Origin of the sequence: Bradyrhizobium sp. S3.12.5 (genome assembly GCF_040548225.1) — a bacterium.
Taxonomy (GTDB): domain Bacteria; phylum Pseudomonadota; class Alphaproteobacteria; order Rhizobiales; family Xanthobacteraceae; genus Bradyrhizobium; species Bradyrhizobium cytisi.
Window position 1 is genome coordinate 388108 of sequence record NZ_JBEPRF010000003.1, and the last position, 18671, is coordinate 406778.

An 18671-nucleotide genomic window follows, 5' to 3' on the forward strand; every position below is an offset into this window, starting at 1 on the left:
GTTGCATGGAGCACTTTGCGTGAATGTTGCGCCCTCAGGAAGCGCCGCTTCGATCGATGCGGCGCGCGATGCGTTTGCCGGAGGCAAACTGGATGTCGCCGAGCAGATCTGCGCGGGCATTCTCGGACGGAATCCTTCCGAGTGGCGTGCCTGGGCATTGCTGACAGAAACTGCGCTGCTGCGAGGCCGGCACGATGCAGCAGCCGTCAGCGCCGATCGCGCCGTCGCACTCGCGCCGACGAATCCGATTGCGCTGGTATTGCGCGCGAAATGCCTGTTCATGACCGGCGAGACACGTCAGGCCTGTGCGGCGACGGACGTCGCGGCACGGCATCTCGACGATACGCCGGATGCGCTCGATGCGGTTGGCGCGATGTTTGGTCTGCTCGGGCTACAGCAGCGGGCGAGAGAGCTCTTTCGTCGCGCCGTCCTCGGGCGACCGGATGTGCCGCAATATCTTTTCAATCTTGCCGCTGCCGAGCGGATGATCGGCGCCCTCGGCGATGCCGAAGCGCATTGCGATGCGGCCGTTGCCTGCGACCGCCATTACGGCCTTGCGCACTATTTGCGATCGGACCTGCGTATTCAGAGCTCCAATCACAATCATATCGACGAGATGGAAGCGCTGATCGGTGAGGGAGGTTTGTCCGCCTCGAGCGAAATCATGCTCCGTTTTGCGCTCGGCAAGGAATACGAGGACGTCGAGCTCTGGGGGCGCGCCTTCGATCATGTCAAGGCGGGCTGCGATTTGCAGCGTCGATCGCTTCCCCGTGATCCGGCCGCCGAAATTGCCGAGATCGATGCCATCATCCAGGCGCACACGCGATGCTGGATCGATGCAGCGCCGAGCGGCTATGCCGACGCCGCGCCAGTCTTCGTCACCGGCCTGCCGCGCACCGGTACGACGCTGGTGGAGCGAATCATCGCGAGCCACTCGGCGATGGATTCCGCAGGCGAGACCGGCGCGTTCGCGGCTGAGATGCGCCGCGCGATTACGAAGCGTCCGGGCGGCCGCGACCCCGAAGGCATCGGCAGGCGCTATCTGGATTCAGCCGCGGCGCTTCGCGTGCCGGTCAATGTGCGTTTCATCGACAAAACGCTGGAGAACTACCTTTATTGTGGCCTCATTCACGCGGCGCTTCCGTCCGCGAAGATCATCCTCGTGCAACGGCATCCGATTGATTCGTGCTGGGCGATCTACAAGGCGCACTTCCGCGGCAAGTTCTCGTTCTCATATCAGCAGACCGAGCTTGCGGAGTATTATCTGGCGTATCGCCGTCTGTCGCGGCACTGGCGCGCTGTGCTGCCGCCGGATGTGCTCATGGAGATCAACTACGAGGATATTGTGCGGCATCAGACGGCGGCCAGCCAGCACATCATCCGCTTTCTCGGGCTGCCCTGGGAAGATGGGGTGATGCGCTTTCATGAAAGCCCGGCGCCATCGGCAACAGCCAGTGCCGTACAGGTGCGCCGACCGGTCTACGCCTCCTCGGTCGGCAAATGGCGTCACCATGCCGATCGGCTGAAACCGCTGCGCGAGCGCCTGGCGCGCGAGATTCCGGAGGCGGAGCTGGCATGACAACGCTGCGACCGTCGCTGCTCCTTTTGACCGCGTCTGCCGTTCTCCTGGCCTTCGGTCAAGCTGCGTCGGCCGAAGTGAAGGTCGGAGGTAGGCCGGAGGCCGTGCACCTCGAAGTCCACGACGCTTCGCTCCAGGATGTGCTGGCTGCGCTGCAAGAGCACTTCAATCTGCGTTATCGCACCATCGATGCGCTCGATACGCAGACCACGGGGGTCTTCGATGGACCACTGCGGCGGGTGGTGGCTCGGCTCCTCAGCGGTCATGATTATGCGATGCAGGTTACCGCCGACGGCGTCGACGTGCTGGTGCTGGCGGCGCAGCGATCCAGCACCGCCGTGTTCGCTGCGGTAACGCCGGCGAATGCAGCCAGGCCCCCGCTGACAGCAGCGGAGCGCAGCCATTTTGAGCGTGGGCACTTGCGCTAAGCGCCGCGGCCTAGCCCTCGGTCACGTCGACGAGCTCGCCGCCCCCGAGAACCTTGGTTGCCTTGGCGCGGTCGAGGTCGCCTTCCCAGGCGGCCACGACGACCGTCGCAACGCAATTGCCGATGAGGTTGCCGACTGCGCGGGCCATGCCGATGAACCAGTCGACCGACAGCACCAGCACGAGGCCGATCGCCGGAATGCTCGGCACTGCGTTCAGCGTCGCGGCCAGGATCACGATCGCCGAGCCCGGTACGCCATGCGCGCCCTTTGACGTGATCAGGGAGACGCCCAACACCAGCAGAAGATCGCCGAACGACAGTGGCGTGTTGGTGGCCTGCGCGATGAAGACGACGGCAAGCGTCAGGTAGATCGAGAAGGCGTCGAGGTTGAAGGAATAGCCGGTCGGAATGACGAGGCCGACGACGGAATCCTTCACCCCCATCCGCTCCAGCTTCTTCATGATCTGAGGAAGCACCGCGTCGGAGGAGGCGGTCGCGAGCACGATGGTCAGCTCCTCGCGCAGGTAGGAGAGGAACTTGAGGATGTTGATGCCGGCGAGTGCCATCACGCTGCCGAGCACGCCGAGGACGAAGATGCCGACCGAGACGTAGAACAGCATCACCAGCGAGACCAGCTGCTTCAGCGAGCCGACGCCATATTTGCCGACCGTGTAGGCGACCGCGCCCAGCACGCCGAGCGGGGCGACGCGGACGATCAGCCCCATGACGCGGAACAGCACGGTTGACGCCGCGTCGATAATCGACGTGACGAGCTTGCCCTTTTCTCCACCGACCAGCGCGAGGCCGACGCCAAACAGCACCGCGAAGAACAGCACCTGAAGCACGTCGTTGCGTGACAGCGCGTCGAACGAAGTGCTGGGAATCACGTTGAGCAGGAAGGAGCCGATGCCGGCGCCTTGCAGCTTGTGGGCGTTGTCGGCATAGGTGTTGAGCGCCTTGGCATCGAGCGTCGAGGGATCGATGTTCATGCCATGGCCGGGACCGAAGAGGTAGGCGAGGATGAGCCCGACAACGAGCGCCACGGTGGTCATCACCTCGAAATAGAGCAACGCCTTGACGCCGACCCGCCCGACCTTCTTGAGATCGCCGGCGCCGGCAATGCCGTGCACGACGACGCAGAACACGATCGGCGCCACGATCATCGAGATCAGCTTCAGGAAGGCGTCGCTGAGGATCTTGAGGCTGATGGCGAAGTCCGGGGCGACCACGCCGAGGATGATGCCCAGGATCAGCGCCGCCAGAACCTGGACGAACAGCGAGGCGTAAAGTGGCTTGCGCTCTGCGGCCGGGGCCGCGGCAATGGTCGACATGACAAATCCCCCGTTTCAACGACGTCTTGATCGTTAATAGGAGCAACAACCGTGCCAGAATGTCGCGTCTTTTGCAGAAAGCGGGCTATTCGGCCGCTTTCGCCGTCTTGCCGTACATCCGGCTCGGGGTCGGGAACCCGCAGGAGCTGCCGTCGGTGATCTTCACCTGATCTTCCCATGGCAGCCGGTAGGTGCCCGCGACCATGTCCTGCATGAAGCTGTAGGGGCAGTCCATCGCGCCGCCTTTCACCGCGACATAGCCGCGGTGCCAGAGCTGGTAGATGTTGTTTTCGACGCCCCAGTTGATGCGGGCCTCGCGCACGAGATCGGGCCGCACTTCTGCTGTGATGATCTCGTCCGCCCGGCCATTGGTGCCGTGCGCCAGCACGGTGCCGTCGAAATTGACGATCATGCCTTCGCCCATGGAATCAAACGAACCGTCCGAGCCGCACATGCAGACGTTGGCCGTCACCATCAGGTTCTGGAATGAATTGGCCTGGTTGGTGAAGCGCCAGGCCTCGCGGATCGGCGCAGTGTAGCCGGCGGTCCGGATCATGATCTCAGCGCCCTTATAGGCGCATTCGCGCGCCATCTCCGGGAACATGCCGTCATGGCAGATGATCAGCGCGATCTTCGCCCCGTTCGGGCCCTCGATCACGGGAATGCCGATATCGCCCGGCTCCCACGGCTCGACCGGAATCCAGGGATGGAGTTTGCGGTAATAGAGCTTGATCTCGCCGTGATCGTCGATGATCAGGCCTGAATTGTAGGGATTGCCGTGCGGGTTGAACTCCATGATGGAGAAACAGCCCCAGATCTTGTTGTCGATGCAGGCCTTCTTGAATGCCGCGACCTCGGGCCCGTCGAGCCGGCACATGATCTCAGGATTGGTGTCCATCGAGAGGCCGTGCAGCGAATATTCGGGGAATGCCACCAGATCCATGGTGGAGAGATTGCGGCGCGCCTTGCCGACCATCCAGACGATGCGCTCGGTCTGCTTGGCGAGATCGGCCCTGGTCACGACGACCGGCAGCTGCAATTGAACCAGTCCGATGACCACGCCCTCAGGCGATTTGTTCAACCCGCCAAGCCCGTTCATGATCAGCTCCCTACGTCGGCTTCCTTGCCATCCGCGCGACGCCGTTGCGCGCAGTTCTCGGCAGAGCAAATCCGATTTTGGCAGCGCGCAAAAGTCCATTTTTCAGGCGGCAGGCATAGCCGTGCCCGCATGGGCCGCCCGGCCCCAGAGCATGCCGACGCCCATTGTCGCGGCGGGGTGTGCCTCAAGTCTCGGCTTGACCCTCCAATCCGCCTGATGTCAGACTTATGACATGAGTACAGCAAAGCGACATGTCGCCAGCCTTCGCGACGAATATGCCGAGATGACGCGGCAGCGCATCGTCGCGGCTTTTGTCGAGACGCTGGAGGACGAGGCGGCCGACGACATTTCCATGGCCGCGGTCGCCAAGCGCGCAAAAGTGGCCGAGCGAACCATCTATCGGCACTTCAAGACCCGCGCTGAGCTGTTTGCGGCGGCCGGCGAGTGGATCGAGGACAACGTCTTCAGCTATATTCCCTTCACCTCGCCCGACGAGCTGCCGGAGATTTTCCGCAAGCTCTGCAAGCGGTTCGACCGTCATCCGAACCTGGCGCGCGCGATTGCGATGACGCGGGCCGGCCGCCGGGTGCGTGCCGGCTTCCGGCGGCACCTGATCGAGCAGCATCGCAAGGCGATGGCGCCGCTGGCGCGGCACCTCCCCGCAAAGGAGGTCCGCCAGGCGGAGGCGGTCGCGTCCTATCTCAACAACGTGCTGGCCTGGAATGCGATGCGTGAGGACTTTGGCATGTCCAGCGTCGAGATCGCCGACACGGTCGAGTGGGCGCTCACGACCCTTTTGAACGATGTCCGTCAGCGCGATGCCGCTGCAGCGCGCAACGGCAAGGCTGGCAAATCGCCGCGCAAGCGAACCACCGCGCGCGAGAGCGCCGGCGTAGAGTGAGGCAGGCCATGAATGCAATCCCCGACGACCTCCTGATCAACGCGCCCGACGAGGTTCGCATCCGCCAGGACCTGGTGCTGACGGCGCTCGGCCGGCGCCCGGCCGATCGCTCCTTGCGGGTCGGCAGCTTGCTCGATGTGCACAGCCGCACCTGGAGCGAGGATCAGGAGATCGTCTTCAAGGGCCGGCGCATTGCCTGGGTCGGGCCGGCCGGCAGCTATCCCGGCGAGGTCCGCGAGCGCGTGCATCGGCTGGATCTTGCGGCCGTCCCCGGCTTCGGCGAGGTGCACAAGCACATCGAAAGCTCGCATCTGACGCCGGAATGGGAGGCGGCACTGGTGCTGCCACATGGCAATACCTGGACCTGCGAGGCGAGCCACGAGTTCTCCAACGTCAACGGCGCGCGCAATCTCGAATTCTGGTTCGAGGCACGCCGACGCGGCTCGCCGCTCAAGATCTTTCCGCAGCCGGGATCGGCGGTGCCGCCGACGGCCTACGAATGGGGTGGCGGCTGGTATGGCCACGATGAGCAGGCGCGTTTCATGAGCGAGAGCCTGATGGTCACCGGGCTCGACGAGGTCATGGATTGGCCGGCGGTGTGGAATCCCGACAATCCCTCCTACAAGCGGCTCTGGGGCATGATCGAGGCGACGTTCGCAGCGCGCGGCGTCGTCGAAGGCCACGCCTCCGGCCTGCGGGACCTGCCTTCCATCAACGCCTTCGCCGCGGCGGGGCTCGCCTCCGACCACGAAGTGCAGACTCCGGAAGAGACCTGGGACAAGCTCACCCGCGGCTTGTTCATCGAGCTGCGTGTCTACGCGATGGATGAGATCGTGAAATGGCTGCTCGCGAAGGGTCTGCAGGACTGGTCGCAGATCGCGTTCACGACGGATGACCGCAGTGCCAGCCACACGCTCGAGCTCGGCGCCAGTGATCACAATGCGCGGGTTGCGATCGAAGCCGGTCTTGCGCCTGAAATCGCAATCCAGTGTCTCACCATCAACCCGGCGCGGCATATGCGCATCACGCCGTTCGTCGGCAGTCTGGCCCCGGGGCGTTTCGGCGACGTCGTGCTGCTCTCGGACGTCGCCAAGCTCGCGATCGCCGAGGTGTGGGCCGATGGCGCGCAGGTCTCCGAGGGCAAGCGCTATCTTGGTCAGGTGCCCGAAATCCAGTGGCCGGATTGGGCAACGCAGACGATCAACATCAAGCGTTCGATCAAGCCTCAGGATTTCGAACTGCCGGCCGAGCCTGGCCGTTCCACGATGAAGGCGGCGGTGATCCGTCCCTTCCATTGGCATCCCGAATTCTACACCCTCGAGCTGCCGGTCCGTGACGGTGCCGTGCAGCGAGACGAGAGCGAGGCCATCACCAAATTCGCCATCGTCGATCGCTTCTCCGGCGATGGGCGCATCGCAAAGATGTTCTGGCGCGGCTGTGGTCCGCGTACGCCGGAGACGGCGGTTGCCTGCTCGGTGGCGCACGACAAGCACAACATCTGGGTGGTCGGCTCGTCCGACGCGGCGATGGCAAAGGCGGTCAACGCGCTGATCGAGCTTCAGGGCGGCTGGGCGCTGGTGCGCGAGGGCGAGCTCGTTGCCACCGTGCGTTTCGAGGTCGGCGGGCTGATGAGCTGCCGTTCGGCGCAGGCGCTCGATGACGAGATGCAGGCGCTTTATGCGGAAGGTCGCAAGGTCGACTGGATGTACGAGCCGACGTTCCGGCCGCGCTGGTATCCGGGATTTCCGGAGAGGCTCATGTTTGCGACGCTGACCTGTGCGCCCTGGAGCTGGGTGCTGGTGGCGCCGTGCGAGCAGGCGCCGCTCGGCTTCATCAATGTGCAGACCGGCGAAGCGCACCCGGTGGTCTGGTAGGGGAGAACTGGGATGAACGAGATGACGAAGCCGCAAGCCGCTCCTGCCGAGCCGGCACCGCGCGCAGCCTCGGGACTGCTTGATCGTACCTTTGACCTCACCGGGCGTGGCACGAGCGTCGGTCGCGAGGTGATGGCCGGCGCGACGACGTTCGCGGCGATGGCCTATATCATCGCCGTCAATCCTGCGATCATGTCCAACGCTGGGATGGACCGTGCCGATCTCGTCAGCGCCACCGCGCTCGCCGCGATCGTCGGCTCGGTGATGATGGGGCTGTGGGCCAATCTGCCGCTTGCGGTAGCACCCGCGATGGGCTCGAACGTCATCTTCACCTATGTCATCGTCAAGCAGATGGGGATGCCCTGGCAGGGCGCACTCGCCATGGTCGCCTTCACCGGCGTGCTATTCCTGATCCTCAGCCTGTCGAAGCTGCGCGAGAAAGTCGCAAAGGACGTGCCGGAAGCGCTGAAGATCGGCATCCAGGCTGCGGTCGGCACCCTCATCGTCTTCATTGCGCTACGGGGCGCCGGATTCGTGGTCCAGAACCCGTCGACCTATATCGCCATGGGCTCCTTGCGCAGCCCGCCGGTGCTGCTGACGCTGTTCGGCCTCCTGCTCACCCCGGTGCTGGTGGTGCGCCGGGTGCCGGCGGCGCTGATCCTGTCGATCGCGGTGCTCACGCTGATCGGCTTCTTCGTCCCAGGCGCCAACGGCAAGATGGTGACGTCAGTGCCATCAGCCATCATGGCTTGGCCGCGCTGGCCGACCAGCACCTTCATGGCGCTCGACATCGGCTATCTCTTCAGCCATTTCGTCGTGGCCCTGCCGCTGCTGTTCTATTTCCTGTGCGCCGAATTCTTCTCGACGCTGGGCACGCTGATCGGCGTGACGGGGGCCGCCAATTTGCGCAAGCCCGATGGCTCCATCCCGAATGCTACCGCCGCCTTTGCGACCGACGCGACGGCTTCAATCGTCGGACCGTTGCTAGGGACCTCCGTCGTCACGGCCTACATCGAATCCATCACCGGCGTGCAGGCGGGCGGTCGCACCGGCCTGACCTCGCTGACAGTTGCGGGATTCTTCTTCCTTGCGCTGTTCTTCTGGCCGATCTTCGTCATCATCCCGCCGCAAGCGACTGCGCCCGCACTGGTGCTCGTCGGCGTGCTCATGATGCAAGGACTTGCCCGCATCGACATGACCGATCTCGTCAACGCCGTCCCGATCGTGCTGACGCTGCTCGTCACCGTGCTGACCAACAACCTCATCAACGGAATGGCGCTGGGCACGCTGAGCTACATCGCTCTCGAAGTGGCGGTCGGCCGGCGGTCGCAGATTCCGGCGATGGTGTGGGGACTCGGGGTCGTGTTCGTCGCATACGCGATCGTGATCGCACAGATCTTTTGACGCGTGCGTCAAGCCGCGAGGTCCAGCAGTCGGCACGATCCGCGCACGAGCACCTTGCGTCCGATGGGGGTCATCGCGGGCACGCCATCATCAATGACAACGAGACCAAGCTTGACCAGGCTGTCGACGAGATAGGCCTTCGCGAGGCGATTGTTCGCTACGGGATTACGAAGTGTGCGCAGGGCTGCCCATTGATCCGGCGAAAGATCGAAGTCGAAATCGTCGTTCATGTTGCCTCAAGCGATAGTCACGTTCGCGCGCCCCTGTTAGCGGCGCTGCATGAAGACCGTGCGACGACAATGAGTCGGGAATTCGGTGAGCTGTTTAGAATTTCTCTTCACGAATTGCCGCAGTCTATTGCGCCACAATAGTTAAGATCGCCTGGACACGATGATTGTCCCGATCATTGATCACTAATTGATGATCTTCACTTGATGTTGCGCTGCGGCGGCCGCAGTGCATGGGAAGCGCTGCTGTCTCATTCTGCGTCGCGATATGCATGGAAACGGTGAGACGCCGGGTTCGTGATTCTGCTACGCTGATTCGCGGGGAATGGCTTCACACGACAAGGAGTGTGAGTGCATGAAAAGGCTGGTGGAGATTCGTAGTCAGGAATCCCTGTGTCGCGAGCGTGCGGCGCGCGATTTTGAGCGTCGGGTTTTCTGGCTTACACAGGCCCGGGAATGGGAACAGCGCGCGCTCGACGAAATTGCCTATCACTTTCGCGAGTGCAATGTCGTTCATGCGGAGCTTGCGCGAAGCTGACGTTGGCGTGAGCTGAGGACTTACTGGTAAGTCGCAACGATATCGGAGACCGCGCGCTCGAGCTGCTGCGCGGTGGCGCATTGCCGGACCACGCTGCAAAAGGTCGCATAGCGCGGCATCTCGGAATCCCCAAAGCCCCAGGCGAGCCGTCCCTCGGGATTGAGCCAGACTAGTCGCTTCGAACGTTCGGAGACGCGGCGCAGAATGTCCGCACGTGGGTCGAGATTGTTGCTGCGGGCATCGCCGAGCACGATCACCGTGGTCTGCGGCGTCAGTGTGCCCATGAAGTCCTTTTCGAAATCGACCAGCGAAGAGCCGTAATCGGACGAGCCGAAGCCGACCTTGGACATGATCTCGGCCATCGCCTCTTCGGGCGACTTCTTCTCCAGGATCTCGCTGACCTCGATCAGATGCGACGAGAATGCGAAGGAGCGGACGTCGTCGACCACCTCGTGCAGCGAGTGGATCAGGAGCAAGAAGAAGTCGGAGACCTGCGCGACCGAGCCGGAGACGTCGCAGATCGCCACGATCTTCGGCCGGTCGCGGTGCTTGCGCTTCCACGCGGTGAGGAAGGGCACGCCACCCCAGGCAGCGTTGCGGCGAAGCGTGCGGCGGACGTCGAGATGGCCGCGGCGCTGGCGCTTGCGCGGTTTCGAATAGCGCTCGCGCAGCCGCCGCGCAATCTGGCGGATCAGTGCGCGCATCTCCGCAACGTGACGCCGCTCGATGCGCGCGAGGGGCGCATTGCGGAGGATCTCGTTGCGAAGGTTCTCGGCCTCTTCGCGCGCATAGAGCGCAAGCCCTTGTGAGACGGTGTCGCGCACGGCCTCGCGCAGGCCATCGAGCGCGGCCCGCAGGCGCTCGGCCAGCGCGGGATTGGTTGCCGTCAATTCATCGAGATCGTCGCGCAGGCGCTGAAGGCCCATGGCGTCGAGGATGCGGCTGGAGAAGATGCCGCGCTGGGTGGAGTAGCGAATGTCGGAGAGCGAAGCTGCGCCGGAGGCGCTGGCGATGGCGGCCGAGATCGCATTGCGATCCTGCGACATCAGCATTTGTGCAAGTGGACCCAATGCTTCGGAAGGATGTCCTTCGCCCGCATCGCCGGCCGAGCTTGAGGAGGGCGATTGGTCCGAGTCCCGAGGGGCGTCGTCTGCATTGTCGGCTTCAGGCTGATCCTGTCGCGGCTCGGGCTGGCTGAAGAACAGATCAAAGCAGTCGCTGAGCGCGAGCTTCTCGTCCTGCGACTTGGCGAGCGTCAGAAGCAGCGCGTCGCGCAGGACAGCGCGATCGGTGAAACCGACCTGCGCGACGGCGCGCATCGCGTCAATGCTTTCGGCGGGCGAGACGTGGACACCGGCCCCGCGCGCCGCCCGAAAGAAACGATGAAGGTTCTCGCGCATCGCACGTCAACCGAAGACGTTGGACCGGGCCGCCTTGGCAATGAAGGTGGTAATTTGCGGGTGAGCTGCCTCGATATCGGCCTCGTATTTCAGGAGCACGTTGAGCGTGTCCTTGACCATCTCGGTGTCGAGCTCGGTGGCCTGCAGCAGCACCAGCACGCGCGCCCAGTCGATCGTCTCGCTCACTGAGGGCAGCTTCTTCAAATCCAGCGAGCGGATCTCGTGGATGAAACCGACCATCTGCCGGCGCAGGGTCTGCGAGATGCCGGGGACGCGGCTCTCGACGATGCGCTCCTCCAGCCGCTGCTCGGGGAAGCCGATATGCAGATGCAGGCAGCGCCGCTTCAAGGCGTCGCCGAGATCGCGCTCGCTGTTGGAGGTGAGGATCACCGTCGGCGGCGTGATCGCCGAGACGGTGCCGAGCTCCGGGATCGTGACCTGGAAGTCGGAGAGGATTTCCAGCAGCAGCGATTCGAATTCGGCATCGGACTTGTCGATCTCGTCGATCAGGAGCACGCAGCCGCCCGGCTGCTCCAGCGCCTGGAGAAGGGGGCGCGGCTCGACAAATTCCTTGGAGAAGAACACGTCGCCGAAATCATGAAGCTGTTCGAGCGCAGCGTGCAGTGTCTGCGCGCCGCCAAGAACTTCGCCGAGCTTATCCTTGAGGATTTGCGTGTAGAGCAGCTGCTTGGCGTATTTCCACTCATAGAGCGCCTTGGCCTCGTCGAGGCCTTCGTAGCACTGCAGGCGGACCATCTTCAGGCCGCGCCAGGCGGCAATCGCCTTGGCAAGCTCGGTCTTGCCGACGCCGGCAGGGCCCTCGACCAGGATCGGCTTTTCGATCTGCTGCGACAAATAAACGGCGGTCGCGATCTGGCGGCTCGCGATATAGCCTTGCGCGGCGAGGCCGCTCTCCACTGCCTCGATCGAGGTCGAGGCCTTCTGTTCAGCCACGAAAGGGCGCTCCCAAAGGTCTTGCTTGAGGCTTGTTCTGCCTGCGTTCCCGGCAAAGAACAAGCCTCGTTTGGGACGGGCCTGATCCGCGCTTGCGGCCGGTTTTTCCGCTCAGCGCAAATACTTAGGAGGCGGTGCGGTCAGTGCCGCTGCAGCTCCGGTTTGCGGATGGTCTGCCTGACCTCGGCGCCGCAATCGGCGCATTCATAGACGAAGTCGATCTTGGCAAGGCTCCAGTGCGGCTCGACCTCGCGCACATACATCGGCAGGAACCCCATGCATGTCGGGCAAATCACTGGCGCGATCTCGACATCCTGATGATGCTGTACATAAGCTGGCATCTCGGCTCTCCTTCGCAGGCGACCACCAAACCCCGCGCAAAAGCTACTGCCGGCCGCGTCGATGTCGTCATCAACTCTTTCGAACAGAGGCGGAACGGCGAGGGTTTGTCGTTCGCTGTGACATTCTTGTTACGTCTTTGGACTGTAACGGGCGGGCCGAATGCCTATTTCTCCGGCCGATCCGCTTTTCTCGGACGATCAACGCAACGATAAGGGAGCAACGCCCATGACCCATGCCATTCGTTTTCACAAGACCGGCGGTCCGGAAGTCCTGGTCTGGGAGGAGGTCAATGTTGGCAAGCCGGGGCAGGGCGAGGCGCGCATTCGCCACACTGCCGTCGGTCTCAATTTCGTCGACATTTACAACCGCTCGGGTGTGTATCCCGCGCCATTGCCGAGCGGTCTCGGCAGCGAGGCGGCGGGTGTTGTCGAGGAAGTCGGGCCGGGCGTCACCGATCTGAAGCCGGGCGATCGCGTCGCCTATGGTGCATCACCGCTCGGCGCCTATTCCGAGGCGCGGCTGATCCCGGCCGACCGGCTGTTGAAGCTGCCTGACGGTGTCGACGACAAGACGGCGGCAGCAATGATGCTGAAGGGGCTGACGACGCAGTACCTGATCCGGCAGACCTATCGCGTGAAGGCCGGCGATACCATTCTGCTGCATGCGGCGGCCGGCGGCGTCGGCCTGATCCTGAGCCAGTGGGCAAAACATCTCGGCGCGACCGTGATCGGCACGGTCAGCAGCGACGAGAAGGCAAAACTCGCCAGGGCGCATGGCTGCGACCATGTCATCATCTACACGCGCGAGGATTTCGTGAAGCGCGTCGACGAGATTACCGGCGGCAAGAAGGTGCCGGTGGTCTATGATTCCGTCGGCAAGGACACGTTCCTGAAGTCGCTGGACTGCCTCGCGCCGCTCGGCGTCGCCGCGCTGTTCGGTGCGTCCTCCGGTGCGGTCGAGCCGCTCAATCTCGGCCTGCTCGCCCAGAAGGGCTCGCTCTACGTCACCCGCCCGACGCTGTTTACTTACGCTGCCAAGCGCGAGAATCTGGTCGCGATGGCGAACGAGCTGTTCGACGTCGTCAAGTCCGGCGCGGTCAAGATCGAGGTTCACCAGACCTACGCGCTGAAGGATGCTGCGAAGGCGCATGCCGATCTCGCCGCGCGCAAGACCACGGGATCGACCGTTCTGACGGTGTGATCCCGGATTGAGCAATGGCGCAGGTTGCCTGAGCTTGCGTCAAGCTTTCTCGTGCTTGCGCAGGTCGCGGGCGTGATCGAGGCGGATCGCCTGGAGGTCGACCTCTTCAGGCGGAACTTGCGGAAGCGCGGCCTCGGCCAGGATGGCCTCGGTCACGTCCTCGACCGAATTCTCTGCGATTTCGTGGATGAACGAGATGTTCTGGTACTCGCCTGAGGTGACGCGGGAGACAACCCCGCGCCTTGTGATCTCGGGGTCGACGATCGCCTCGCGGCCGCGCCGCCCGTAGTCGATCATCACGACGAAATACTGCATGAAACGATCCTGCCGCGCGCCCCAAGGCCGGGTGCGCGGCAGAGTATTTCTGAAAAACGGAATTAAGTCAAGTTCGATTTCCAGAAATCGGAAATTGGCGCTATCTGCCCTTTTTGCGGGGCCGGGCCGACTTTGCGCGCAATCGCTCGAGCTGGCCCTTGGGCATGGAGAGGCAGATCTCTCCGACCCAGTCGAGCTTGACGCCGACGATCGGCTTGGCGTTGAAGCTGTTGAGATTGACGACGGAGGGCGTTTTCCCGCGTTCGATGGTCTTCAAATAGCGTTCACCGGTCTTGAGCCGGACCACGGCCTCCTCGCCGTAGAAGCTCGACAGCGGATGACGCTGGTCCTTGTAGACCACGATCACGTCGCCGCTTTCGTATTTGGGCAGCATCGAATCGCCGACGATCTCAAAGGCGACGGTCTCTTCCATGATCGGGAAGGGCAGCGCGATGTCGCCGAGCCCCTCCGGCGGAACCTGCTCGAAATCCGGCTCGATCACGGCGCCGGCACCCACGCGGCCCATGATCGGCGCGAGGTTCAGCTCAAGATATTCCATGATCGGAATGATTTCCGAGGCCTTCACCAGGCGTTCGCCGCCGAGGATCTCCGATACCGCGCCCGGCCGAACGCCCATCGCCGCGGCCAGCCCGCCCTTGCTCTTGCCCGTCTTTTCCAGGCCCCGCTCGATCATCGCAACGTCTAACATGGTGATTCCCTCGATTGCCCATTGGCTCTGCCTCTTGTAATCCGAAATTCGGAATTGATGCAATTATGAATATCAGAATTATTGCTTGACTTCGTATTCGGAATAACGGAATGTGTGTTCCGCCTCCGGATCGTGCATCGGGGCGCATCACAGGACAGCAGCATGGAACCGGGCCATTGGTCGTCGGAGCATTCCGACGCGCTTCGCGACTATTTTTTCAAGGGATTGTCATATGCGGAGATCGGAAGGGAGATTAACGCAAGGTTTGGAACGGCTTACACGCGCAATGCGGTGGTCGGCCGCGCCAAGCGGCTCGGGCTGGCCGAGCCCGAACGGATGACGAGCCCATCGATCGTGCCGTCCTTGCCGGGCGAGCCCGGTCCGCTCGCGCCGCTTCGTGTTGCAATACCCGGCCTGAACCTGCCGCCGCCATCGGCACTGAGGCCGGCGAATCCGGTCAAATTGCGCTGCGTCGGTGTCCGGCCGCGCCTGATCCCGCTGCTCGAGCTCGAGCGAGGCGATTGCCGCTATCCCTATGGCGGTGACAGGGAGGGAGAGGAGATCCGCTTCTGCGGTCACCCGCGTCAGCCCGGCTCGCGCTATTGCGCGCCGCATGCGCATCTGACCCGCGGTCCCGGAGCGGTGTCCGGCCGTAGCGCCGGTGCCGCCGTGCTGAGGCTGGTCTCCGCGGCCTGACCGGCCCCCCCCTCTCAATTCAGTTTGCAAGGAGTTTTCGAGTGGCACGTGCCAGACGCAACATGTCCTACAAATTGACCGGGCTTCACGACCGCCGATTGCGCGATCTGCCGTTCAACGCAGAATTGGCGGAGGTCGAGGTCGACAATCCCCTGGCGCTCGACCTGGACGAGAAGATCGTGGCGATGCGCTCGATTCGCAACGATCCGCTCGGCCGGCTGCATTCGCATCACCAGATCGACGAGGCGCAATATCGGGGTGGCCGCGCCTACCAGAGCGACTGGGAGCGGGCGGAACGAGGCCCGCAAGCCATGGATCCGACCCGCGAATATGTCGACGGCGCGCGCTCGCGCGAGCCCATTACCGAGAGCCAACGCCAGGCCGTATTGCGGCTGAACCGGGTCGAGCGCGAGCTTGGCACCGACGGCGCCGCGCTGGTGCATGACGTGCTGGTGCTTGGTTTGACGATGGACCAGATCGGCGAGCGACGCGCCGTGCGCACCCAGCGCTGGAACGACTATTTTGCGCGGCGTTTTCGCGAATGCCTCGACCGGCTGGCGCTGGTCTACGGCTTTGCGACGGATGCGCCGGCGCGGCGCCGCTGAACGGGACGTGCCTGCGGCTTTCACCGTCGGCACGTCCTCCATCGCTCCTCACGGATGCGGCATGATTTGGTAGGGCGTGGTGTAGGGCTCGACGCGGAGCGAGGCGTTGGCCAGCAGCCCGATCTTGGCAGTTGGCGCCTGCTGCATCTCACCGTTCTGCCCGCGATGCACGTTGTACTGCCAGGCCGTGAGGTCGCCCTTCTGCGCCAGTGCGTGCGCGACCGCGCTCGCGTCGTTGCCGCCGAGCGCCTGAAGCTCCTCGGACGATAGCCCGATGACGATCTCGTCCTTGATGGTGACGATCTTGAAAAGGTTCATTTTGGTCTCCTGCGCCCATGCGCCCTGTGCAGAGAGTGTAAGAAGCGCAACCGCGGCGCCCTTGATGAGATCGCAGCGAGAAAGCATGCCGTCGTCCTTTGGTGCTGACGCGCGCCCGAATCAAACAGTCCATCAGCCATGGCGCCCGTGATCTGCGTGGCCGTTTCGCAACCGCTTGGTCGTGCGATCTTGAACAACGGTTCACGGAGCGGGAAATATCGGATGGACCCCGACGTTCGTGGACGATGCAACCGCCGAAACCGGACTCAACGATTACGTGTATACGCTGAAGAAGCGTTAGTTCGCGGCTGCCAATCTCCGTCCACACGGGAAATAAGCGGAAACTCAGGTCTAATTGACGGCGATCGGGGCCACGTCGTGATCGATTGCTGCTTCTTGACGCAGGTGGGTGACGGCGGCGCGTATTCCTGTTATCCGGAATTGCCGTAGCACGATGCCGACGAAGCATCGCTAACCTTACGGTTTGGCTTGCTCGAGGGGTTGTTCCTTGCCATAATTGCAACTTCTCGGGTCGTGCCGAGTCTCTTCAGATCTGCAGGTCGGCATGCCGACCTGCTCGGGTGCTCCGACCTGGAGTTCGGCGTCGCCATCGCGTTCGGTGACGGCGTGCGTTTCTCCATCGGGCTGCCGACGCCCGACCACGAAGAGCCGAGTCCTGTCATAGGTGCGAGATGAAAAACCTCAATTTCGCGGCTGAACTGCATCTTAAGCTCGGCGCACCCGCGAACGGTACCGTCGAAAGTCTCCGCCTGCTGCGCGCCTTTCTCAAGCTCGCTCCCCGGCAGCGCTTTGAGGTCATCAAGCTCGTCGAAGACCTCGTCACCGACGAGACCATCCCCGAACACCCGCTGTCTTGAGCCCGGCCAAGGGCCGATATTACGCTTTGCCACCCTTCAGACCGGCAAGCGGACCGCCAGGTGGCGTCCGTTGCTGGCGCCTGGCCGCTGGAAGGCGGCGCGACAAATGTGCTAATCAGTCAGGAAAAAGAGGGAGGAGTGCGACCATGATCGAACCGAAGCTCGAAGTTCCGGCCGAACTGCGCGACCTGGCTGAGAAAACCATTGACCAGGCCGAAAGGGCCTTCGGCATGTTTTTCGATGCCGCCACCAAATCGATGTCGTCCGTTCCCGGAGCGAGTGCGGACGTATCCAAGCAGGCGCTCGCCTTTACCGAGCAGAACATGAAGGCGGCGTTCGAACACGCTCGCAAGCTGGTTCACGCAACCGACCTTCAGGAAGCGATGCGAATCCAGTCCGAGTTCCTGCGCAGCCAGTTCACCAATGCCGGCGATCACATGCGCCAGATGACCGGCAATTTCATGCAGCCGGGCAAGGACAAATCCTGACCAGGGAAAGTTCGGATGTCCCGCACCACGGCCGTGTGCTTACAAATTGATCTTGCGTACCGACGCGTTGCGCCTTTCAATTCCGGTGCAGGTCCATGACGGGCCACCGGGTGAACCTCATTCGCCGTCTGTCATCCTTTCTGCTGATCCCTGTCGGTTCACCCGGCAGGGATTTGCATTCTTAGGGCTTGTTTGCGCGCTTGGCGCAAAGCTTGATCTGCCGCAAAGGATCCCGGCTAGTAGTCACCGGGATTCATGATCATCGGGGTGGTCGTATCGGCCGGCGCGAGTGCGCTGCTGGCGCTGTCGCGCAGGAAGCGGTCAAGTGTTGCCTGGATCTTCTCCTTGACCGAGTCGGGTCCGCGATCGCTCATCTCGGTATGCTGCGCAGCGGTATGGATGATGTCGATGCCGCGTGCCTTGGCTTCCTCGGGCGTCGGCAGCACGCCGGGGTCGGTCTGAAAATGCGGATCCTTGGAGCGGAACGACAGGATCTTCATTCGGTCGTTGTGCACGAAGGGCACCCTGAGATTGTCGAGCGTGATCACCTTCGACACCAGCTCGGGATGCTGCTGGGCGACATACATCGAGACGTCGCCGCCATTGGAATGACCGACCAGCGTGATGTGATCGTAGTCTGCGTTCTCCTGGCGCCCCTTCAACGTGTTCAGCACGTAGAGGATGTTGGCTTCGCAACGCATATAGACCCCGCGCCGGCCGACATATTTCTGGCCGACATGGGTCATCAGGGGCGGATCGCTCGGCAGATCCTGCTGAATGCTTGCAACGAGATAGCCGCGCGCCGCAAGTATGTTGGCGAGGAAGGAATACTCGGTTGCCTTGACCGTGTTGCCATTGCTGATGATGGCGACCGGAAGCTTCCACAGGCCAAGATTGGCCTTGGTCTCGTAGTCGCGCCGCACCGCAATGTCGACCGAGATCGGCCGCTGGCGCGCGGCGTCGAACAAGGACAGCATCTCGTGACGGATCGCGAATTTGCTGACGACGAAATATTCGCCCGCCGCGAGGACGCAGAGAAAGGCCAGGATTGCAAACACCCTCTTCATGGTTCCGTCTCAATCACTTTTGACTGAACATGGCTATCGAAAACCCCCGGATCGAGCGATCGTGAGCACGTTACGGGATTAAATTTAGGCAAGTCTGTGAGCAAGGCTGTGAGAAGGGCCCCAAAAGGGCCGCATCGAGGCGAAGACCGCGCGGCTAGCGCGTTAGCCCATCTGACTGAATCGTTGGGGATTCACAAATCAGCGTTTTGGTGATTCAAGCTACGCGCCGGGACGGGAGGCCGGCGGGCATGGCGAAGCCGCTGTCGATGGACCTTCGGGAACGAGTGCTTGCCACCATTGCTGGCGGCGTATCCGGCCG

21 protein-coding genes are annotated in these 18671 nt (G+C 62.9%); 11 read left to right on the forward strand and 10 right to left on the reverse strand.

Annotation, left to right across the window (positions count from 1 at the left end; translation table 11 throughout):
• Positions 1 to 19: 19 nt before the first annotated feature.
• Together ABIC09_RS37395 and ABIC09_RS05915 are read left to right on the forward strand one after the other, a co-directional pair.
• Positions 20 to 1579: a tetratricopeptide repeat-containing sulfotransferase family protein gene (locus ABIC09_RS37395; RefSeq protein WP_502917644.1), complete on the forward strand. Its 1560-nt coding sequence runs from the start codon at positions 20 to 22 to the stop codon at positions 1577 to 1579.
• A complete protein-coding gene (locus tag ABIC09_RS05915; RefSeq protein ID WP_354035464.1) occupies positions 1576 to 2007 on the forward strand; it encodes a hypothetical protein in 432 nt (143 codons plus the stop codon). The genes ABIC09_RS37395 and ABIC09_RS05915 overlap by 4 nt, the downstream gene beginning before the upstream one ends.
• Positions 2008 to 2017: 10 nt before the next feature.
• Here ABIC09_RS05915 and ABIC09_RS05920 read toward each other — a convergent pair whose 3' ends face one another.
• Both ABIC09_RS05920 and ABIC09_RS05925 read right to left on the reverse strand, forming a co-directional pair.
• Entirely contained in the window at positions 2018 to 3337 is a 1320-nt protein-coding gene (locus ABIC09_RS05920) for a dicarboxylate/amino acid:cation symporter (protein WP_148753453.1), read from the reverse strand.
• An 85-nt stretch (positions 3338 to 3422) separates the two neighbouring features.
• On the reverse strand, positions 3423 to 4436 hold the full coding sequence (locus ABIC09_RS05925) for a formamidase (protein WP_354108679.1): 1014 nt from the start codon (positions 4434 to 4436) through the stop codon (positions 3423 to 3425).
• Between the two features lie 232 nt (positions 4437 to 4668).
• Here ABIC09_RS05925 and ABIC09_RS05930 point away from each other — a divergent pair, with 232 nt between their 5' ends.
• The 3 genes from ABIC09_RS05930 to ABIC09_RS05940 are packed head-to-tail and all read left to right on the forward strand — an operon-like array spanning position 4669 to position 8615.
• A complete protein-coding gene (locus ABIC09_RS05930; RefSeq protein ID WP_354108680.1) occupies positions 4669 to 5337 on the forward strand; it encodes a TetR/AcrR family transcriptional regulator in 669 nt (222 codons plus the stop codon).
• Between the two features lie 8 nt (positions 5338 to 5345).
• On the forward strand, positions 5346 to 7211 hold the full coding sequence (locus ABIC09_RS05935) for an adenine deaminase (protein WP_354108681.1): 1866 nt from the start codon (positions 5346 to 5348) through the stop codon (positions 7209 to 7211).
• Between the two features lie 12 nt (positions 7212 to 7223).
• A complete protein-coding gene (locus ABIC09_RS05940; RefSeq protein ID WP_148753449.1) occupies positions 7224 to 8615 on the forward strand; it encodes an NCS2 family permease in 1392 nt (463 codons plus the stop codon).
• A gap of 8 nt (positions 8616 to 8623) precedes the next feature.
• Here the strand turns inward: ABIC09_RS05940 and ABIC09_RS05945 are convergent, their stop codons facing one another.
• On the reverse strand, positions 8624 to 8845 hold the full coding sequence (locus ABIC09_RS05945; protein WP_148753448.1) for a hypothetical protein: 222 nt from the start codon (positions 8843 to 8845) through the stop codon (positions 8624 to 8626).
• 352 nt (positions 8846 to 9197) lie between these two features.
• Between ABIC09_RS05945 and ABIC09_RS05950 the strand changes: the two genes are divergently transcribed.
• Positions 9198 to 9380: a hypothetical protein gene (locus tag ABIC09_RS05950; RefSeq protein WP_148753447.1), complete on the forward strand. Its 183-nt coding sequence runs from the start codon at positions 9198 to 9200 to the stop codon at positions 9378 to 9380.
• Between the two features lie 20 nt (positions 9381 to 9400).
• Here the strand turns inward: ABIC09_RS05950 and ABIC09_RS05955 are convergent, their stop codons facing one another.
• The 3 genes from ABIC09_RS05955 to ABIC09_RS05965 form a co-directional block, all read right to left on the reverse strand.
• A complete protein-coding gene (locus ABIC09_RS05955; protein ID WP_354108682.1) occupies positions 9401 to 10780 on the reverse strand; it encodes a vWA domain-containing protein in 1380 nt (459 codons plus the stop codon).
• A 6-nt stretch (positions 10781 to 10786) separates the two neighbouring features.
• A complete protein-coding gene (locus tag ABIC09_RS05960) occupies positions 10787 to 11734 on the reverse strand; it encodes an AAA family ATPase (RefSeq protein ID WP_354108683.1) in 948 nt (315 codons plus the stop codon).
• 140 nt (positions 11735 to 11874) lie between these two features.
• Entirely contained in the window at positions 11875 to 12075 is a 201-nt protein-coding gene (locus ABIC09_RS05965; RefSeq protein ID WP_148753444.1) for a hypothetical protein, read from the reverse strand.
• A gap of 226 nt (positions 12076 to 12301) precedes the next feature.
• Between ABIC09_RS05965 and ABIC09_RS05970 the strand changes: the two genes are divergently transcribed.
• Positions 12302 to 13276 carry a quinone oxidoreductase family protein gene (locus tag ABIC09_RS05970; protein WP_354035475.1) on the forward strand — a complete coding sequence of 325 codons (975 nt, stop codon included), beginning with the start codon at positions 12302 to 12304 and terminating at the stop codon, positions 13274 to 13276.
• A 39-nt stretch (positions 13277 to 13315) separates the two neighbouring features.
• Here ABIC09_RS05970 and ABIC09_RS05975 read toward each other — a convergent pair whose 3' ends face one another.
• Together ABIC09_RS05975 and ABIC09_RS05980 are read right to left on the reverse strand one after the other, a co-directional pair.
• Entirely contained in the window at positions 13316 to 13591 is a 276-nt protein-coding gene (locus ABIC09_RS05975) for a hypothetical protein (protein ID WP_354108684.1), read from the reverse strand.
• A 100-nt stretch (positions 13592 to 13691) separates the two neighbouring features.
• Complete coding sequence (locus ABIC09_RS05980) at positions 13692 to 14300, reverse strand: S24 family peptidase (protein ID WP_148753441.1); 609 nt, start codon at positions 14298 to 14300, stop codon at positions 13692 to 13694.
• Between the two features lie 162 nt (positions 14301 to 14462).
• Between ABIC09_RS05980 and ABIC09_RS05985 the strand changes: the two genes are divergently transcribed.
• Both ABIC09_RS05985 and ABIC09_RS05990 read left to right on the forward strand, forming a co-directional pair.
• Positions 14463 to 14996 (forward strand): GcrA family cell cycle regulator, encoded by a 534-nt coding sequence (locus tag ABIC09_RS05985; protein WP_354108685.1) that lies wholly within the window; start codon positions 14463 to 14465, stop codon positions 14994 to 14996.
• Between the two features lie 41 nt (positions 14997 to 15037).
• Positions 15038 to 15601, forward strand: a complete 564-nt coding sequence (locus ABIC09_RS05990; RefSeq protein WP_354083259.1) for a hypothetical protein — start codon at positions 15038 to 15040, stop codon at positions 15599 to 15601.
• Positions 15602 to 15649: 48 nt separating this feature from the next.
• Here ABIC09_RS05990 and ABIC09_RS05995 read toward each other — a convergent pair whose 3' ends face one another.
• Complete coding sequence (locus ABIC09_RS05995; protein WP_148753438.1) at positions 15650 to 16006, reverse strand: hypothetical protein; 357 nt, start codon at positions 16004 to 16006, stop codon at positions 15650 to 15652.
• Between the two features lie 605 nt (positions 16007 to 16611).
• Here ABIC09_RS05995 and ABIC09_RS06000 point away from each other — a divergent pair.
• Positions 16612 to 16797 carry a hypothetical protein gene (locus ABIC09_RS06000; RefSeq protein ID WP_027531907.1) on the forward strand — a complete coding sequence of 62 codons (186 nt, stop codon included), beginning with the start codon at positions 16612 to 16614 and terminating at the stop codon, positions 16795 to 16797.
• A gap of 146 nt (positions 16798 to 16943) precedes the next feature.
• Complete coding sequence (locus ABIC09_RS06005; protein WP_148753437.1) at positions 16944 to 17285, forward strand: phasin; 342 nt, start codon at positions 16944 to 16946, stop codon at positions 17283 to 17285.
• 236 nt (positions 17286 to 17521) lie between these two features.
• Here ABIC09_RS06005 and ABIC09_RS06010 read toward each other — a convergent pair whose 3' ends face one another.
• On the reverse strand, positions 17522 to 18352 hold the full coding sequence (locus ABIC09_RS06010) for an alpha/beta fold hydrolase (protein WP_148753436.1): 831 nt from the start codon (positions 18350 to 18352) through the stop codon (positions 17522 to 17524).
• Positions 18353 to 18671 lie beyond the last annotated feature (319 nt).

What these genes read in the sequence shown, in the direction of transcription:
- ABIC09_RS05995 (WP_148753438.1), bottom strand. Translation starts at nt 16,006, where the DNA reads ATGCTTTCTCGCTGCGATCTCATCAAGGGCGCCGCGGTTGCGCTTCTT.
- ABIC09_RS06000 (WP_027531907.1), top strand. Translation starts at nt 16,612, where the DNA reads ATGAAAAACCTCAATTTCGCGGCTGAACTGCATCTTAAGCTCGGCGCA.
- ABIC09_RS05945 (WP_148753448.1), bottom strand. Translation starts at nt 8,845, where the DNA reads ATGAACGACGATTTCGACTTCGATCTTTCGCCGGATCAATGGGCAGCC.
- ABIC09_RS05980 (WP_148753441.1), bottom strand. Translation starts at nt 14,300, where the DNA reads ATGTTAGACGTTGCGATGATCGAGCGGGGCCTGGAAAAGACGGGCAAG.
- ABIC09_RS06010 (WP_148753436.1), bottom strand. Translation starts at nt 18,352, where the DNA reads ATGAAGAGGGTGTTTGCAATCCTGGCCTTTCTCTGCGTCCTCGCGGCG.
- ABIC09_RS06005 (WP_148753437.1), top strand. Translation starts at nt 16,944, where the DNA reads ATGATCGAACCGAAGCTCGAAGTTCCGGCCGAACTGCGCGACCTGGCT.
- ABIC09_RS05925 (WP_354108679.1), bottom strand. Translation starts at nt 4,436, where the DNA reads ATGAACGGGCTTGGCGGGTTGAACAAATCGCCTGAGGGCGTGGTCATC.
- ABIC09_RS05935 (WP_354108681.1), top strand. Translation starts at nt 5,346, where the DNA reads ATGAATGCAATCCCCGACGACCTCCTGATCAACGCGCCCGACGAGGTT.
- ABIC09_RS05915 (WP_354035464.1), top strand. Translation starts at nt 1,576, where the DNA reads ATGACAACGCTGCGACCGTCGCTGCTCCTTTTGACCGCGTCTGCCGTT.
- ABIC09_RS05975 (WP_354108684.1), bottom strand. Translation starts at nt 13,591, where the DNA reads ATGCAGTATTTCGTCGTGATGATCGACTACGGGCGGCGCGGCCGCGAG.
- ABIC09_RS05955 (WP_354108682.1), bottom strand. Translation starts at nt 10,780, where the DNA reads ATGCGCGAGAACCTTCATCGTTTCTTTCGGGCGGCGCGCGGGGCCGGT.
- ABIC09_RS05985 (WP_354108685.1), top strand. Translation starts at nt 14,463, where the DNA reads ATGGAACCGGGCCATTGGTCGTCGGAGCATTCCGACGCGCTTCGCGAC.
- ABIC09_RS05930 (WP_354108680.1), top strand. Translation starts at nt 4,669, where the DNA reads ATGAGTACAGCAAAGCGACATGTCGCCAGCCTTCGCGACGAATATGCC.
- ABIC09_RS05950 (WP_148753447.1), top strand. Translation starts at nt 9,198, where the DNA reads ATGAAAAGGCTGGTGGAGATTCGTAGTCAGGAATCCCTGTGTCGCGAG.
- ABIC09_RS05970 (WP_354035475.1), top strand. Translation starts at nt 12,302, where the DNA reads ATGACCCATGCCATTCGTTTTCACAAGACCGGCGGTCCGGAAGTCCTG.
- ABIC09_RS05965 (WP_148753444.1), bottom strand. Translation starts at nt 12,075, where the DNA reads ATGCCAGCTTATGTACAGCATCATCAGGATGTCGAGATCGCGCCAGTG.
- ABIC09_RS05920 (WP_148753453.1), bottom strand. Translation starts at nt 3,337, where the DNA reads ATGTCGACCATTGCCGCGGCCCCGGCCGCAGAGCGCAAGCCACTTTAC.
- ABIC09_RS05940 (WP_148753449.1), top strand. Translation starts at nt 7,224, where the DNA reads ATGAACGAGATGACGAAGCCGCAAGCCGCTCCTGCCGAGCCGGCACCG.